The 15099-nt window shown below is 68.0% G+C and carries 16 protein-coding genes and 1 pseudogene; 5 read left to right on the top strand and 12 right to left on the bottom strand.

Annotated elements, in window-relative coordinates; translation table 11 throughout:
• Positions 1 to 81 precede the first annotated feature (81 nt).
• Positions 82 to 867: an IclR family transcriptional regulator domain-containing protein gene (locus AC1DY5_RS17085; protein WP_478113203.1), complete on the top strand. Its 786-nt coding sequence runs from the start codon at positions 82 to 84 to the stop codon at positions 865 to 867.
• Between the two features lie 9 nt (positions 868 to 876).
• On the opposite strand, the gene AC1DY5_RS17080 is transcribed toward AC1DY5_RS17085, so the two are convergent.
• The 3 genes from AC1DY5_RS17080 to AC1DY5_RS17070 form a co-directional block, all read right to left on the bottom strand.
• A complete protein-coding gene (locus tag AC1DY5_RS17080) occupies positions 877 to 1566 on the bottom strand; it encodes a hypothetical protein (protein WP_478113201.1) in 690 nt (229 codons plus the stop codon).
• A gap of 8 nt (positions 1567 to 1574) precedes the next feature.
• Complete coding sequence (locus AC1DY5_RS17075; RefSeq protein ID WP_478113200.1) at positions 1575 to 2981, bottom strand: selenium-binding protein SBP56-related protein; 1407 nt, start codon at positions 2979 to 2981, stop codon at positions 1575 to 1577.
• Between the two features lie 144 nt (positions 2982 to 3125).
• Positions 3126 to 4538: an MFS transporter gene (locus tag AC1DY5_RS17070; protein ID WP_478113198.1), complete on the bottom strand. Its 1413-nt coding sequence runs from the start codon at positions 4536 to 4538 to the stop codon at positions 3126 to 3128.
• Positions 4539 to 4708: 170 nt separating this feature from the next.
• Here AC1DY5_RS17070 and AC1DY5_RS17065 point away from each other — a divergent pair, with 170 nt between their 5' ends.
• Positions 4709 to 5488: an IclR family transcriptional regulator domain-containing protein gene (locus AC1DY5_RS17065; protein ID WP_478113196.1), complete on the top strand. Its 780-nt coding sequence runs from the start codon at positions 4709 to 4711 to the stop codon at positions 5486 to 5488.
• Positions 5489 to 5547: 59 nt separating this feature from the next.
• Complete coding sequence (locus tag AC1DY5_RS17060; RefSeq protein ID WP_478113195.1) at positions 5548 to 6474, top strand: carbohydrate kinase family protein; 927 nt, start codon at positions 5548 to 5550, stop codon at positions 6472 to 6474.
• A 9-nt stretch (positions 6475 to 6483) separates the two neighbouring features.
• Here AC1DY5_RS17060 and AC1DY5_RS17055 read toward each other — a convergent pair whose 3' ends face one another.
• The 6 genes and pseudogenes from AC1DY5_RS17055 to AC1DY5_RS17030 form a co-directional block, all read right to left on the bottom strand.
• Positions 6484 to 6906, bottom strand: a complete 423-nt coding sequence (locus AC1DY5_RS17055) for a putative toxin-antitoxin system toxin component, PIN family (RefSeq protein WP_478113193.1) — start codon at positions 6904 to 6906, stop codon at positions 6484 to 6486.
• Between the two features lie 5 nt (positions 6907 to 6911).
• On the bottom strand, positions 6912 to 7211 hold the full coding sequence (locus tag AC1DY5_RS17050) for an AbrB/MazE/SpoVT family DNA-binding domain-containing protein (protein WP_478113191.1): 300 nt from the start codon (positions 7209 to 7211) through the stop codon (positions 6912 to 6914).
• 50 nt (positions 7212 to 7261) lie between these two features.
• Entirely contained in the window at positions 7262 to 8434 is a 1173-nt protein-coding gene (locus tag AC1DY5_RS17045) for an MFS transporter (RefSeq protein WP_478113190.1), read from the bottom strand.
• A gap of 14 nt (positions 8435 to 8448) precedes the next feature.
• A complete protein-coding gene (gene aroC / locus AC1DY5_RS17040; protein ID WP_478113188.1) occupies positions 8449 to 9564 on the bottom strand; it encodes a chorismate synthase in 1116 nt (371 codons plus the stop codon).
• A gap of 83 nt (positions 9565 to 9647) precedes the next feature.
• Positions 9648 to 10499, bottom strand: a complete 852-nt coding sequence (locus tag AC1DY5_RS17035; RefSeq protein WP_478113186.1) for a hypothetical protein — start codon at positions 10497 to 10499, stop codon at positions 9648 to 9650.
• Positions 10500 to 11046: 547 nt separating this feature from the next.
• Positions 11047 to 11334 (bottom strand): annotated as a pseudogene (locus AC1DY5_RS17030) (ArsR/SmtB family transcription factor); the annotation flags it as partial.
• Positions 11335 to 11436: 102 nt separating this feature from the next.
• On the opposite strand from AC1DY5_RS17030, the gene AC1DY5_RS17025 reads away from it, so the two are divergent.
• Complete coding sequence (locus AC1DY5_RS17025; RefSeq protein WP_478113184.1) at positions 11437 to 11859, top strand: cupin domain-containing protein; 423 nt, start codon at positions 11437 to 11439, stop codon at positions 11857 to 11859.
• Between the two features lie 91 nt (positions 11860 to 11950).
• On the top strand, positions 11951 to 12517 hold the full coding sequence (locus AC1DY5_RS17020) for a GbsR/MarR family transcriptional regulator (protein WP_478113182.1): 567 nt from the start codon (positions 11951 to 11953) through the stop codon (positions 12515 to 12517).
• Positions 12518 to 12529: 12 nt separating this feature from the next.
• Here AC1DY5_RS17020 and cydX read toward each other — a convergent pair whose 3' ends face one another.
• The 3 genes from cydX to AC1DY5_RS17005 all read right to left on the bottom strand — a co-directional run.
• Entirely contained in the window at positions 12530 to 12652 is a 123-nt protein-coding gene (gene cydX, locus AC1DY5_RS17015; RefSeq protein ID WP_286367183.1) for a cytochrome bd-I oxidase subunit CydX, read from the bottom strand.
• A gap of 23 nt (positions 12653 to 12675) precedes the next feature.
• Positions 12676 to 13830, bottom strand: coding sequence for a cytochrome d ubiquinol oxidase subunit II (cydB, locus tag AC1DY5_RS17010; RefSeq protein ID WP_478113180.1), 1155 nt, complete (start codon positions 13828 to 13830; stop codon positions 12676 to 12678).
• Between the two features lie 2 nt (positions 13831 to 13832).
• Positions 13833 to 15099 (bottom strand): cytochrome ubiquinol oxidase subunit I (locus tag AC1DY5_RS17005; RefSeq protein ID WP_478113179.1); only part of this gene is annotated, 1267 nt, incomplete at its 5' end.

The raw sequence follows: 15099 nt of genomic DNA, 5'->3' as shown, positions 1-15099 counted from the left end.
GTCAACAATCGCCTAGAAAATCGATGATCGAACACCATTGATCGATAATCGCTCGCTTTCAGGGTTTCCACCAAAGACGCAATGACCGCAGAAGACGCCTCCGTCCCGCCCGGGCTCGACAAGCGCGACTGGATCGCCGGCCTGGAACGGGGCGTGGCCGTCATCGAGGCCTTCGACGATGCCCATCCGCGCCTGACCGCCAGCGAGGCCGGCCAGCGCACCGGCATGACCCGCACGGCCGCCCGCCGCTACCTGCTCACGCTGCAGCACATGGGCTACGTGGCCGGCGACGGCAAACTGTTCTGGCTGACGCCGAGGGTGCTGCGGCTGGGGCAGTCCTACCTCGAATCGGCGCGGCTGCCGCGCATCGTCCAGCCCTTCCTGCAGCGGGTGGCGGCCGGCACGCACGAGATCGCCTACCTCAGCGTGATGGACGGCGACGAGGTGGTCTACATCGCGCGCAACGGCCCGAACCGCAGCATGAGCACCGGCTACGTGCTGGGTGCCCGCGTGCCGGCGCAGGTCACGGCCTCCGGCATGCTGATGCTGGCGCTGCGCAGCGACGAGGAGCGGGCCCACTGGCTGGATACCCACGAGCTTGCGGTCTTCACGCCGCACACCATCGCCAGCAAGGAGCGCATGAAGCTGGAACTGGCGCGCATCCGGTCCCAGGGCTGGGCGCTGTCGGAGCAGCAGTTGGACCTCAACTCGCGCGGCATCGCGGTGCCGCTGCGCGACCGCCACGGCGAACTCGTGGGAGCACTCAACATCACGATGCCGATGGGCCACGAAGCCAGCGAGGACGCCGTGGCCCGCGTGCTGCCGGTGCTGCGCGAGACGGCCCAGGCGATGCGCGCCATGATCTGATCCGGGGATTCAAGGCCCGCCGCTCCACGCCGTGACGATGGCGGCGAGCCCCGACAGGATCAGGCCCGCCGACCAGAGGGTGTCGAGGTCGAGCCAGGCGCTGCGCAGCGCCTTCAGGCCCAGGCAGCGATAGACCAGCCAGGCGATGCAGAGCCCGGAGCCGATCATCGCGGCCGAATGCACCAGCGAGACCGCGACCGCCGTGGCCGCGCTCGCGCGCATCAGCGCCATCAGAGAGGGCGGGTCGAGCATGCCGCCCGGCGTCCCGGGGGCCTCGCACAGCCCGGCCAGGATCGGCAGCAGCATCAGCGCGGCGCCGTGCGCGCTGGCCATCAGAAAGGACCACAGTGCGAGCTGCGTCGGCCGGATCCGCCGGCTCCATCGATGGCGCCCGGGCCAGACCAGGCGCGACATGCCAAAGGCCAGGACCCCGACGCCGATGCCGATGCGGATCTCGCGGCTCCATTGCAGCAGCCCGGCGAGCAACGCGAACGGCACCAGCACCAGCGCCATCGCCAGCAGGTGCCCAGCCCCGAGCGGCAGCCAGGTGGTGAACACCGCCGAGCCTCGCCTGCCGTCGAGGCCGTTGGCAACGGCCAGCGGCCAGCCCATCGCCGGATTGAGGCCGTGGTAGATACCCATCGCCACGACCCCGAGCCAGAGCGACAGGGTCGCGACAGGAGTCAGGGCCTCGGGCATCGATCGCTTCAGGCCGACGAATAGCAGAAGGAATCGGTCGAACAATCGCCGCCCTGCAGCCGGATCTGGTGCGCCCCGTAGTCGCTGCCGAAGTCGACGACGAAGCCGGGGTCAAGCGTGATGCCGCCGTCCGCGCCCACATGGCACATCACCTGCCGTCCCGGCACGCCGTCGGGATAGAACTGCGCGTCCCAGCGGCTGTACAGCGAATTGGTGAAGTAGACCCGCTTGCCGTCGCGGCTGATCTCGGTCATCTGCGGTCCGCCGCCGAAGGCCGATCCGTTCGGGTGGGCGGTGCGCCGCGCGATACCGCCGACGTGGACGCTGCCGGCCAGGCGCGGATTCATCGGATCGGAGACCTCGTACTGGCGCAAYTCGCCGGTGCCCCAGCAGGCCACATAGAGGAAGCGGTCGTCCAGCGACAGGTCGATGTCGCTGATCAGCGGCGGCACCGCACCGAAGCCCTTCAGCAGCGGCGGCAGCAGCGCCGCATCGGCGGGTTCCGCCGAGATCGTGGCTGTCTTGCGGGCCTGGAAGCGCCCGCCTTCGCGCCACCAGGTCCAGATCGAGCCCTCGAGGTTGGTGGTGTCGACGACCACGCCCACGAAGCCGTATTCGCGCGTCGGGTCGTGCGCCGGCCGGATCTCCAGGGGCATCTGGTGGTTGGCGCCGAGGTCGATGGTTTGCAGGTGGCGGCGTCCGCGCAATTCCCAGAAGTGAAGCCGATGGCCGTAGCGGTTGGCGAGCAGGTCCTCGGCCACGATGCCGTTTTCGAACTGCGGCGGCAGCCCCCATTCGCTCGACACCATGTAGTCGCGCGGCAGGTTCCACCAGAAGTCATAGTGCAACGCCTGCGGTCCGCGCTCGATCTCCCATTGGCCGAGGATCTCGAAGCTCTCGCAGTCCATCAGGAAGACGCCCGGAGGGCCCTCGGTGCCATCGGCGCCGGCGCCGCCCAGGGTGCTGATGTAGAGGCCTTCGGGACCGCAGTGCACCGTGTGGGGACGCGAGTAGCCGGTCTTGCGCAGCATCTCCTCGGGTTCGATCACGCGGGCGATGGTCGGCCGCGAGGGATCGGGCTGCGTGTCGACRACATAGATGCGCGACGAGCGGATGCCCGGGATGACCAGGTAGCGGCGCTTCAGGAAAGCATGTCCCGCCATCGGCGAGAGCGCCGAACTGCAGGCGTTCCAGCCGAAGTGATGGAACTCATCGCCGCGGTTCGGCATGTCGAGCCGGTACAGCACGCTGCCGTACGAGGCGGAGGCCGGATCGACGTCGACCACGGCCAGCGCGTCGGGCCTGGAGGCGTCGGGCGACAGCAGCGCGGTGTAGGCGATGTGCTCGGCCTCGGCCTCCATCGCGAGGCGCGGCGAGGCATGGAAGGTGGGATCGGTTCGCAGCGATTCGAGCATGGCGAGCTCCTGCAACAGCGGTGCCTTCGCCGGCCCCGCGGCCCGATGTCGGGCAGCCGACAGCCGGCGAGAGCGCCAGTATGCGCCTCTCGCCGGCCGTCATAAACCCCTGTGGCGGACCCTGATTCTTCCGCCTGCAAGCTGTCAGGCCGCAGCCGGCGCCAGCTTGGCGTCCGACAGGGTCTGGGCGCGCATGCGATCGTAGTCCTGCTTCGGCACCGGGACCGCGTCCCGATCGCCGAGGTCGTTCATGTGGACGCGGTAGGTCTCGCGGGCGCTCAGCACGGCCAGTGCCGAGATGACGGTGATGCCGAAGGTCAGCGCGCCGATGGTCAGCGGGATGTTGGCCGCGCCGGGAGGCGCGACGGCGACGAACAGCGCGGGCAGCAAGGCGGTGATGGTGGTGCCGATGTTCTGCGAGATGGCCATCGCAGAGCAGCGCGTGCGGGTCGGGAACAGCTCCGGGTAGAAGCTCGGGAAGACCGCGTTATAACCCTGGTAGACCACGCCCCACATCAAGAGCGACATCCCGATCGCCAGCGGCACGTTGTGGATGCTGATGGCGTAGAGGTAGCCGAAGGACAGCAGGCCGGCGCCGAGCGCGCCGATCACGATCGGCGGCTTGCGGCCGACCTTGTCCGACAGGTTGCCGACGATGGGAATCACGATCACRGCCAGGATGTTGCCGAGCACCGGGATCCACAGGTAGATGTCCTTCTGGAAGCCGATGCCGTAGGCCGGCTGCACCGCGTAGGCAGCACCGAACACCGTGGCCACCACCGGGATCACGTTCATCAGCGCCGCGCAGACCACGCGCAGCATGTCGCGCCAACTGTCCCTGAAGGCCTGGATGATCGGCGCCTTCGGAACCGCGTGCTGCTGGCCGGCCTCGGCGAAGGCCGGCGTCTCTTCGACCTCGCGGCGGATGATGTAGCCGGCCACGATCACGATGAAGCTCAGCAGGAACGGGATGCGCCAGCCCCACGACAGGAAGGCGTCCTCGGGCATGTAGTGCGCGAGCGGCAGGAACACCGCAGCGGCCATGATCTGGCCGGCCTGCACGCCCTGCAGGCTGAAGCTGGCGAAGAAGCCGCGGCGGCCGAAGGGTGCGTGCTCAAGGATCATCGAGCTGGCCCCGGCGATCTCGCCGGCGACCGCGAAGCCCTGGATCAGGCGCAGCACCACCAGCAGCGCCGGCGCCAGCAAGCCGACCTGGCTGTAGGTCGGCAGCATCCCGACCGCGATGGTCGAGAAGCCCATCAGGAACATGCACATCAGCAGCACGTTCTTGCGGCCGCGGGTGTCGCCCCAGTGGCCGAGCACGAAGGCACCGATCGGCCGCGCTACGTAGCCGACGCCGTAGGTGGCGAGCGAGGCGATGATCGCGATCCGCGGATTTCCCGAGGGGAAGAAGATCTGCGGGAAGATCAGCGAAGCCGCCGTGGCGTAGATGAAGAAGTCGTAGTACTCCAGCGCCGAGCCGATCCAGCCGCTGGCGGCGGCCTTCCTGGACTGGTGCTTGCCTTGAGGCTCGTGGGCCTTCGGGTTGCTGTTCATTGTCTCTCCTTGGGTGCGGGATCCGCAGGGTGGATGTGCATGCTGTTCTTCACAGCAGGTCGTGACTGTGATCTGGCTCAGGGTTCTCCACAACGCCGAACACGCACGATGCGAACGATGATCGATCGCGACCGTGCACCTTGCGCACGAAAACCGGGTTTCCCCCGATCATGACGCCCCCCGACGCCCCCCCTCCCATCGACCGCAAGCTGCTCATCGAAGGCCTCGGAAAGGGCCTGCGCGTGATCGAAGCTTTTTCGGACGACCGCCCCCGCCTCACCGCCACCGAGGCCGCCGAGCGTGCCGGGCTGACCCGCACGGCGGCACGGCGCTACCTGCTGAGCCTGGTGCACTTCGGCTATGCCGCCACCGACGGCAAGTACTACTGGCTGCTGCCGCGCGTGCTCCGGCTCGGCCAGGCTTTTATGGGGGGCGCGCGGGTTCCCCGCATCGCGCAACCCTTCATCCAGCGGGCCTCGATGCAGTGCGGCGAGACGCTGAACGTCGGCACGCTGGACGGCCACGAGGTCGTCTACCTGTCGCGCAGCAATTCGCCGCGGGTGGTTTCGATCGGATTCCATCCCGGTGCGCGGGTGCCGGCGCACGTGGTGTCGCAGGGCCTGGCGATCCTGTCGACCTTTGACGATGCGGCACTGGACGCCTGGCTCGCGGCGCACGACTTCTCGAGCTTCACCGGCTTCACGGAAGTCGACCCGGCCGCCTTCCGCGRCAAGGTCCTGACGGCCCGCCGGCTCGGCTACTGGCTGGTCGATCAGTACCTCGACATCGGCCTCTGCGGCCTGGCCCTGCCATTGAAGGACCGCAGGGGCCGGTGCCAATACGCGTTGAGCGTGACCGTGCAACGGCAGGCATACCCGGACGAGAAGATCGTGGAGAAACTGCTGCCCGTGTTGCGCGAAGTGGCCGAGTCGCTGCGGCCGATAATCTAGGGAACCCCCCGCCGCAAGCTGTAAATTCGCCGCTCTGCCCCAACTCATCGAGGACCCCCATGTTCGTTGTCTGCGGTGAAGCCCTGATGGATGTCTACACGGGCGAAGCCACCCCCACCGGCCTCGCGCTCGACGCCCGCATCGGCGGTTCGCCGCTCAACGTGGCGCAGGGACTGGCCCGGCTCGGGCGGCCGGTGGCCTTCCTGGCCGGCCTGTCGACCGACGCCTTCGGCGAGCGCCTGCTGACCTCGCTGGCGGCCGAAGGGGTCGACACCTCGCTGGTCCTGCGCAGCGATACGCCCAGCACGCTCAGCGTGGTCAGCGTCGACGCCCGCGGCGTGCCGCGCTACGCCTTCCACGGCACCGGCGCGGCCGACCGGCAACTCACGCACGACACGCTGCCGGCGCTGCCGCCGGCGGTTCGCGTGCTGCAGTTCGGCTCCTATGCGCTTGCGGTGGAACCGGTCGGGAGCGCGCTGCTGGCACTCGCCACCCGTGAACGCGAACGCCGGCTGATCGCCTACGACCCGAACGTGCGGCTCAACGTCGAACCCGATGTCGGGCACTGGCGCGCGCTGGTCGAGCAGATGGTGTCGATCGCGCACCTGGTCAAGGTCAGCGACGAGGACCTCGGCCTGCTCTATCCAGCCGAAACCCCCGAGCAGGTCGCGGCCCGCTGGCTCGCACAGGGCGCGGTGCTGGTCGCGGTGACGCGCGGCGGTCACGGGGCCAGCGCCTGGACGCGGTCTGCGTGGGCCGACGTGCCGACGCCGCAGGTGAAGGTGTTCGACACGGTGGGCGCCGGCGACACCTTCCAGGCTGCCCTCCTGACCTGGCTCGACGAGCACGATGCGTTGACGCCCGGGGCGCTGGCAGGGCTGGACAGCGAAGCCCTCGGCGCCCTGCTTGGCTTCGCGGCCCGGGCCGCGGCGATCACCTGCTCGCGCCGCGGCGCGGACATGCCGCGGCGGGCCGAGCTGGGCTGAGCAGCGCCTTCAGGCCGGCTCGAAGCCGGCCAGGAAGGATTCGATCGAGGCAATGGCGAACTTGGCCGTGCCGGCCAGCACCAGCAGGTCACGATCGCCAGTCACGAGCGTGGCACGCCCAACGACCGCCAGTTGCAGGAACGGCAGGTCGAACGGATCGCGGCATTCAGGCACCGCGGGCAGCGGCTCGGGCAACGACAGCACCTGCGTGAACGGCAGGTAGTCGCCGAGCAGTTCCTCCCGCTCCGACGGTGTCAGCCGGAACTTCGGATAGGCCAGCACACGCAGCAATTCGCCGGCCGTGGCGGTGCTGACCAGAGGGATGCATGCGGCCTCCTGCCACAAGCGCCGCAGCCGCCCCGTGGCGGGCCCTCCGAACAACAAGGCCGAAACCACCACGTTGGTGTCGAACACCACCCGCCCCGGCGCCACGCCGGTCAGGCCTTAGGCTTGCGCTTCGGCATGCGGTCCCGGTACGCAGGCTCCGGTTCGGCCGCCATCGAGGCAGGCCGAACCGCAGTCTGCCGGGCCCAGTCGATCGCCCCCTGCACATCCTCGGCCGTCAGGCCGAGCGCGGCCAGCTTGGCACGTACCGCATCGCCACGCTGGATGCGCACTGGCGTCAGGACGATCTGGCCATCGCGCAACTGGACATCGAAGTACTCCGCCGGGCCGAGTTGCTCCGTCACGCTGCGCGGCAGCGTGAGCTGGTTCTTCGACGTCATCTTGGCAAGCATGGAGATTCCCGAGTAAGGAATCCTTACTTTAGCTATCTCGCCAGAGGGGGTCAACCGGCCGCCGCCAGCCGCTGGGCCCGCCAGGCACAGCCGCTCGCGATCGCCGCCACCCCGGTCGCGACGCCGAACATCGCCACATAGCCGAAGCGCTGCGCGATGGCACCGCCGGCCAGCACGCCGAGCACGCCCCCGAAGCCATAGCCGATCACCGTGAACAGGGCCTGGCCGCGCCCGCGCAGCCGGCCCGGGAAGTGGCGCGACACCATCGCGATGCAAGTGGTGTGATGGGCCGCGAAGGACAGCGCGTGCAGCGCCTGCGCGAGCACCAGGGCCCAGACCCACTGGCCGCAGCCGGCCGTGATACCCATTCGCAGCACTGCCGCGAAGCCGCACAGCAGCAGCCAGCGCGGCATCGACAGCAGCCCGATCAGGCGCCCCTGGAGGAAGAACCAGACGATCTCGGCCACCACCGACAGCGCCCACAGGAGGCCGATCGTGCCCTTGCCGTAGCCCAGCGAATCGAGGTACAGCGAGAGGAATCCGTAGACTGCGAAGTGCGCCATCACGTGGAAGAACAGCGAGCCGAAGAACCAGCGCACCGCCGGGATGCGCAGCACCGGACCGACCGGCTCCTTGGCTTGCGCGTGATGCGAAACCGGCTCGCGCACATCAGGCAATCGCAGGGTCGCGATCAGGACGACCGCCAGCGTGCCGCCGGCCCAGGCCGGAAAGTGCCGCATGCCGAAGCGCTCGAACCACTCGCCGGCGAAGAACACCGTGACCAGGAAGCCCGCCGAGCCCCAGAGCCGGATGCGCCCGTAGCGGCCCCAGTCGCCGGCCACCAGGTGCGCCATCGCGGCCTCGGTGAGCGACATCATCGAGCTGGTGTGGGTGAACATCACGAGCAGCACTAGCATCAGCCACCAGGGGCCGCCGTTCCACCAGAGCCCGAACGAGGAGACCAGCGCCACCGCGGCGCTGAAACGCAGCAGCTTCACGCGCTCGCCCGTGTGGTCGCTCAGCGCGCCCCAGGCATAGGGCGCGAAGACCCGCGTGACCGATTGCACCGAGGTCAGCAGGCTGATGACGAAGATCGGCAGCCCGAGGTCCTTGAGCCACAGCGGCAGGTACGGGTTGAAGAAGCCGATGTGGGCGAAGTAGCTCGCCGACAGCGCCGCGAAGGCCAGCAGATGGCCGCGGCCTCCCGCGGCGGGCGGCGCCATTAGGGTCTGTTCACCTAAAGGAACGACGCCTGCGGCGACGGATGCTCCGAGGCCGGCAGCTCGGGCGCGTTGACGTCGCCGCACTGCGCGCGATTGCGCAGCGCATGCTCCATCACGACCAGCGCTAGCATCGCCTCGGCGATCGGCGTCGCCCGGATCCCGACGCAGGGGTCGTGCCGGCCCTTGGTCACGACCTCGACCGGCTGGTTGTTGACGTCGATCGACTGACGCGGGCTGATGATCGAGCTGGTCGGCTTGATCGCGATGCTGACCTCGAGGTCCTGCCCGGTGCTGATGCCGCCGAGCACGCCACCGGCATTGTTGCTCGCGAAGCCCTCCGGGGTGATCGAGTCGCCATGCGTGGTGCCGCGCTGCGTGACGCTGGCGAAACCGGCGCCGATCTCGACGCCCTTGACCGCGTTGATGCCCATCATCGCCCAGGCGATGTCGGCATCCATCTTGTCGAACAGCGGCTCGCCGAGCCCGACCGGCACCCTCGATGCCGTGACGCGAATGCGGGCGCCGCAGGAGTCGCCGGCCTTGCGCAGCGCGTCCATGTAGGCCTCGAGTTGCGACACATCGGCCACTGGTGCGAAGAACGGATTGTTGGGCACGTGCTCCCAGCCCTCGAACGGGATCACGATGTCGCCGATCTGCGCCATGCAGCCGCGGAAGCGGGCGCCGTACTTCTCGAACAGCCACTTCTTGGCGACCGCACCGGCCGCAACCATGGGAGCCGTCAGGCGGGCCGAGGAACGGCCGCCGCCGCGCGGATCGCGAATGCCGTATTTCTTCCAGTAGCTGAAGTCGGCATGGCCAGGACGGAACTGCTGCGCGATCTGGCCGTAGTCCTTGCTGCGCTGGTCGGTGTTCTGGATCAGCAGCGCGATCGGCGTCCCGGTGGTCTTGCCTTGGTACACGCCGCTGAGGATCTGTACCGCGTCGGGCTCGTTGCGCTGCGTCACGTGGCGGCTGGTGCCGGGGCGGCGGCGGTCGAGGTCGCCCTGGATGTCGGCTTCGCTGAGCGCCATGCCGGGCGGGCAGCCGTCGATGACGCATCCGATCGCCGGGCCGTGGGATTCACCGAAGTTGGTGACCGCGAAAAGGGTGCCGAAGGTGTTGCCGCTCATGCGGGCGATTATCCCAACAAAGTCGAAGCGGCCCCGCTAATCGCACAGCTCGACCCTCCAGCGCCCGGCCGCAATCGGCTCGATCAGGAAGAAGGGCAGGTCTGCGTTCCACTGCCCCTGCTGCACCGGTGCGCTGTATTCGCAGACGCTTCTCCCCTGCTCGTCGCGCAGGACCCGGCCCTGCCGCTCGCCGTCGGCCTTGGCGCTCCGGGCCCGGATGCCATTGAAGCTGGCGTTGCTGCCGACATGGAAGCGCTCGTCTTCCAGCGGATCGGCGGGTGCGCGGGGAATGGGCGGGCGCCATGGAAGTCGAAGCGCTCGTCGTGGTTCAGCACGCTCTGGCGAAATGTCGGCCAGACCACTTCGCGCAGGAAGATTTGGTCGGCGAAACGGGTCGGGTCCGTCTGCCGCGCCAGCCAGGCCTGCAGCGCCGGCTTCAGCGGCGGCAGCACCCCGCGGCAGCCGCCCCACAGCCTGGCCAGGTTCGGCTCGGTGTGGGTGAAATCGTCGCGCATGTGGTCGAACCAGCGATCGCTGCGCAGCCATTCGTCGACTGCCGCCTGCTCGCGCTCGGACAGCAGCGAGTCGGCATCGCGAACCAGAAATCGCGCCACGCCGGGGTCGTCGGCCACCAGGAAGCGCCACATCAGGGGATGCACGCCATCCGGCGCCTGGCCGCTCATGGCCACCACCTGGGCACCGGCATCCTGCAGCCGGGCGCGAACGCCTGCCGGCACCGAATCGTCGAGGTAGACCCGGCAGCGCCAGCACGGGAACAACTCGGCCGCGACCCGCACGTTCATCACCGCCGATTCGCCGTATCGGGGACTGTCGCCGAACAGCGTGAAGGCGACGATGTTGCGCTCGGGACGGCCGGGGTCGAAGGGTGGTGGGCCTCCGGGAGGATCGGCGCCGCGGGACCGCGGCCCAGACACGCATCGGCCAGCGTCAGCGACGCCTTGCCGTAGCGACCCACGTCGTCCGGGCGCTCCAGCCAGCCGCAGACCTCGGCCAGCCGTCCAGCGAGGTCTCGCCGGGCCGGGCTTGTCCACCGGTGGCCTCGTAGACGCGCAGATAGACCGCGTGGGCCTGCGCATACCGCCCTGCCGCATCGGGGCGAATGCATGGTCGGCCATCACGCCCAGATGCTTCGGCTGGATTTTCAGCGCCGCCTCGGCCGCCTGGATGGCTGCCAGGTAGTCTTTGCGCCTCGTGGCCTCGACGAAGCGCCGCGCCAGCAACTCGAACTGGCGCGCGGCAAGGGCAGGCGGCTGGCCACGCAGCGGGTCGGTAGGCACGTTGGGTGGAGACCATGGGCATCGATCGGGGAGGACCGGAAGGCGAAAGCGGCAGACTCTAGCAGCGCGAAGGCGACCGATTCCGACCCTCGGGCAGGAGCGAAAAATGCCTGCGCAGAAGGCGGAGCATGCCCACGCGCCCGACCGAAAAATGCCCCGCTTGCAGCGCTCATTCCAGCGCAAAACCGGCCCAGAATTTCTCGTATCGCGACAACCACGCGGCGGCCTCCTGCATCGGAGCGGGCGACAGTTCGCAACGAACGATGCGACCCTCCTTCGTGCGGGACACCAGGCCCGCCTCCTCGAGCACGCGCAGGTGCTTCATGAAGCCGGTCAGCGACATGTCGTGCGGCTGCGCCAGCTCGCTGACCGTGAGTCCGCCCTGCCCGAGCCGCTCGAGCACATCGCGGCGGGTGGCATCGGACAGCGCCGAAAATACGGCATCGAGGTCAGCAGCTTTAGAGTGAACCATATGGTTTAGTTTCGAAGCCGGCCCTCCGCCTGTCAAGCCACCATCAGGAATGGTTTATGCGTGCTGCGGCGCAACATTCCCACCCTCCGAAGGAGCACGCCCATGCTGGACCGTACCGATACGAAGTTCTCCCATGTCAAACCCGGCGACACCGACTACGTTTCCGGCGGATTGCGCGATTTCTTCCTGTACCGCGACCTCGGCGTCGCGGAAGCAACCAACGGCAAGGTGATCGCGCACCTCGTCAAGGCCAACATGGCACCGGAAGTGGGCACCGGCTGGCACCGGCACGAGGCGGATTTCCAGATCGTCTACATGCTCAAGGGTTGGGCCCGCTTCATGTACGAGGACCAGGAGACGCTGGTGGCGGCCGGCGACGTGGTCCACCAGCGCCCCGGAATCCGCCACTACCTGTTCGACTACTCGCCCGACATGGAATACCTGGAGATCGTTTCGCCGGCCGACTTCAAGAGCGTCGACGTCGAGCCGGCCTGCGAGATCCCGCCGCCGACGCCCTGGGAATAGAGCGCCGCGCCCCTGCGATCAATGAAAAGTCCACTCCGGTGGACTTTTCAGTCTTTCTGAAGCTTCAGCAATTCGGCCTGAAAATCGGYCGATGCCCAAAGACACCCTGCCCGCACTCAGCCGTGAATTCGTCGCTCATTTCGGCGAGATGGGCAGCAAATGGGGCATCAACCGCACGGTCGGCCAGATCTACGCGCTGATCTTCATCTCGGAGCGCGCATTGAATGCCGACGAGATCGCCGAGAAGCTGGAGTTCTCGCGCTCCAACGTCAGCATGGGCCTGAAGGAGCTTCAGGCCTGGCGGCTGGTGCGGCTGCGCCACCACGCGGGCGACCGGCGCGAATACTTCGAGGCGCCTTCCGATGTGTGGGAGATCTTCCGCGTGCTGGCCGAGGAGCGGCGTCGGCGCGAGATCGAGCCGACGCTGTCGATGCTGCGCATGGCGCTGCTCGAAGAGCCCAAGACCGACGCCGAGCGCCATGCCCAGCAGCGCATGCGCGAGATGCACGACCTGATCGACCGGCTCATGAAATGGTTCGACGACGTGCAGCGCCTGGCGCCCGAAACCGCGATGCAGCTGATGGGCATGGGCGCGACAGTGACCAAGGTACTGGGCCTCAAGGACCGGCTGACCGGCGCCAAGGAAAAGAAAGCCTGAGGCCTGACCGCCTCAGGGCTTGTCGAGCTTGTCGTGCCGGATGGCCTCGTCGTCCATCAGCTCGTACCACATTGCATTCAGCACCGCGAAGGTCGCGGCGAGCGGCAGTCCCAGGATCCAGGCGAAGTACCACATGGTCGGATTCCTCAATCGTCGTTTCAGTAGGCGTGGCCGCGTTCTTCGTGGATCGCCGCCGCGTCGACCTTGCCGCGCAGCACGCTGTAGATCCAACTCGTGTAGGCCACGATGATCGGGATGAAGATGGCCGTGACCACCAGCATGATGAACAGCGTCAGGTGGCTGGACGAGGAGTCGAACACCGTGAGGCTGGCGCGCGGATCGATCGACGACGGCAGGATGAACGGGAACATCGAGACGCCGACACTCAGGATGATGCCGGCGATCGACAAGGCGCTGGCCAGCAGCGTGAGCAGTTCGGCCCGCATGCGCATGCCCACCAGCGCCAGCAATGCGCCGGCCAGGCCCAGCCCGGGAACGATGTACAGCCACGGATGCGCCTCGTAGTTGGTGAACCAGGCGCTCGAATGCATCTCCACCGTCTTCAGCAGCGGGTTCGAAGGCCCGTCGGCGGGCAGCGCGCTGGTCACGCGATAGCCGTCGACGAAGTACCACAGCAGCGCGCCGGCCAGCGCATACAGCACCAGCGTCGCGAACGCGGCGACGCTGCCATAGCTGCGGGCCCGATCGGCCACGGCGCCCTGCGCCTTCAGCTGCAGCCAGGCGGCACCGTGCATCGCGAGCATCGCCACCGACACCAGGCCGGACAGCAGCGCGAACGGATTGAGCAGGCCGAAGAAGCTGCCATCGTAGAAGATGTGCATGTCGGCATCGAAGCGGAACGGAACGCCGCGCAGCACGTTGCCCATCGCGACGCCGAAGATCAGCGAGGGCACGAAGCCGCCGATGAACAGCGCCCAGTCCCAGCGCGCGCGCCAGCCCGGCTCGTCGCGCTTGCCGCGGAACTTGAAGGCCACGGGCCGCAGGATCAAGGCCACCAGGATCGCGAACATCGCGATGTAGAAGCCCGAGAAGGACACCGCGTAGAGCTGCGGCCAGGCCGCGAAGATCGCGCCGCCGCCGAGGATCAGCCAGACCTGGTTGCCCTCCCAGACCGGGCCGACGCTGTTGATGATTACGCGGCGCTCGAGATCGTTGCGGCCGGCGAAGGGCAGCAGCATGCCGGCACCGAGGTCGAAACCGTCCATGACCGCGAAACCGACCAGCAGCACGCCCAGCAGCAGCCACCAGATCAGGCGCAGGACTTCGTAGGAGATCAGGGTGTGAAGAATCATGGTCAGGAGCCCAGCGAGGTGCGCGGGAGTCCCGCGATTTCAGGATCGGCACCGGCGCGGTAGGCGCCCGGCGGCGGTGCCGGATGCTCGGCCGGGCCCTTGCGGATCGCCTTCAGCATCAGCTTCATCTCGATCACGAACAGCACGGTGTAGATCGCCACGAAGCCGACGATGGTGCCGAGCACCGTCGCGGCGCCGAGGTTCGAGACCGCGACCGCGGTCGGCAGCACGCCTTCGATGACCCAGGGCTGGCGGCCGAGCTCGGCCACGATCCAGCCCATCTCGGCGGCCACCCACGGCAGCGGAATGGCAAACACCGCCACCTTCAGAAGCCACGGATGGGCGTCCAGCCGGCGGCGTGCCGACAGCACGAAGAAGGTGGCTGTCAGCAAGATGAAAAACATGCCGAGCCCAACCATGATGCGGAACGACCAGTAGAGCGAGAACACCGGCGGCACCAGGTCCCACGAGGCCTTTGTGATCTGCTCGGCCGTGGCCTGCCGGGGATCGTCGACATAGCGCTTGAGCAGCAGCGCGTAGCCCATGAAGTTGCCGTTGGCCTCGAAGGCGGCGCGCGCCTGCGGCGGGATCTCGGCATCGCTCTTCGCCTGCCGGATCGTCTGCAACGCGTCGTAGGCCTTGATGCCGTCGCGAATGTGATATTCGGCGCGGGCCACCAGGTCCTCGATGCCCGGCACCTCGGTGGTCAGCGAGCGGGTGCCGATCAGGCCCAGCAGCATCGGGATGTGGACCGCGAAGTGGGTCTCGCGGGTGCGCTGGTCGGGGAAGCCGAAGGCGGTGAAGGCGGCCGGCGCCGGCTCGGTCTTCCACATCGCCTCGATCGAGGCCACCTTCATCTTCTGGTGTTCGGTCGACAGGTAGCCGCTCTCGTCGCCGAGCACCACCACCGACAGCGCGGCCGCGAGGCCGAAGGAGGCGGCCACGGTCATCGAGCGCTTGGCGAGCTCGAGGTGGCGCCCCTTCAGCACGTACCAGGCCGAGATCCCGAGCACGAAGATGGCCGCCACCGTGTAGCCGGCCGACACCGTGTGCACGAATTTCGCCTGCGCCACCGGGTTGGTCAGCACGGCGCCGAAATCGGTCACCTCCATGCGCATGGTCCGCGGATTGAAAGCCGCGCCCACCGGGTTCTGCATCCAGCCGTTGGCGATCAGGATCCACAGCGCCGAGAAGTTGGAGCCGATCGCGACCAGCCAGGTGACGATCAGGTGCGCCACCTTGGACAGTTTGTCCCAGCCGAAGAAGAAC

Source organism: Variovorax sp. P4_D9 (assembly GCF_056401695.1).
Note: the sequence above shows the minus strand (reverse complement) of the source record. Positions and strands in the feature narration are given on the sequence as shown.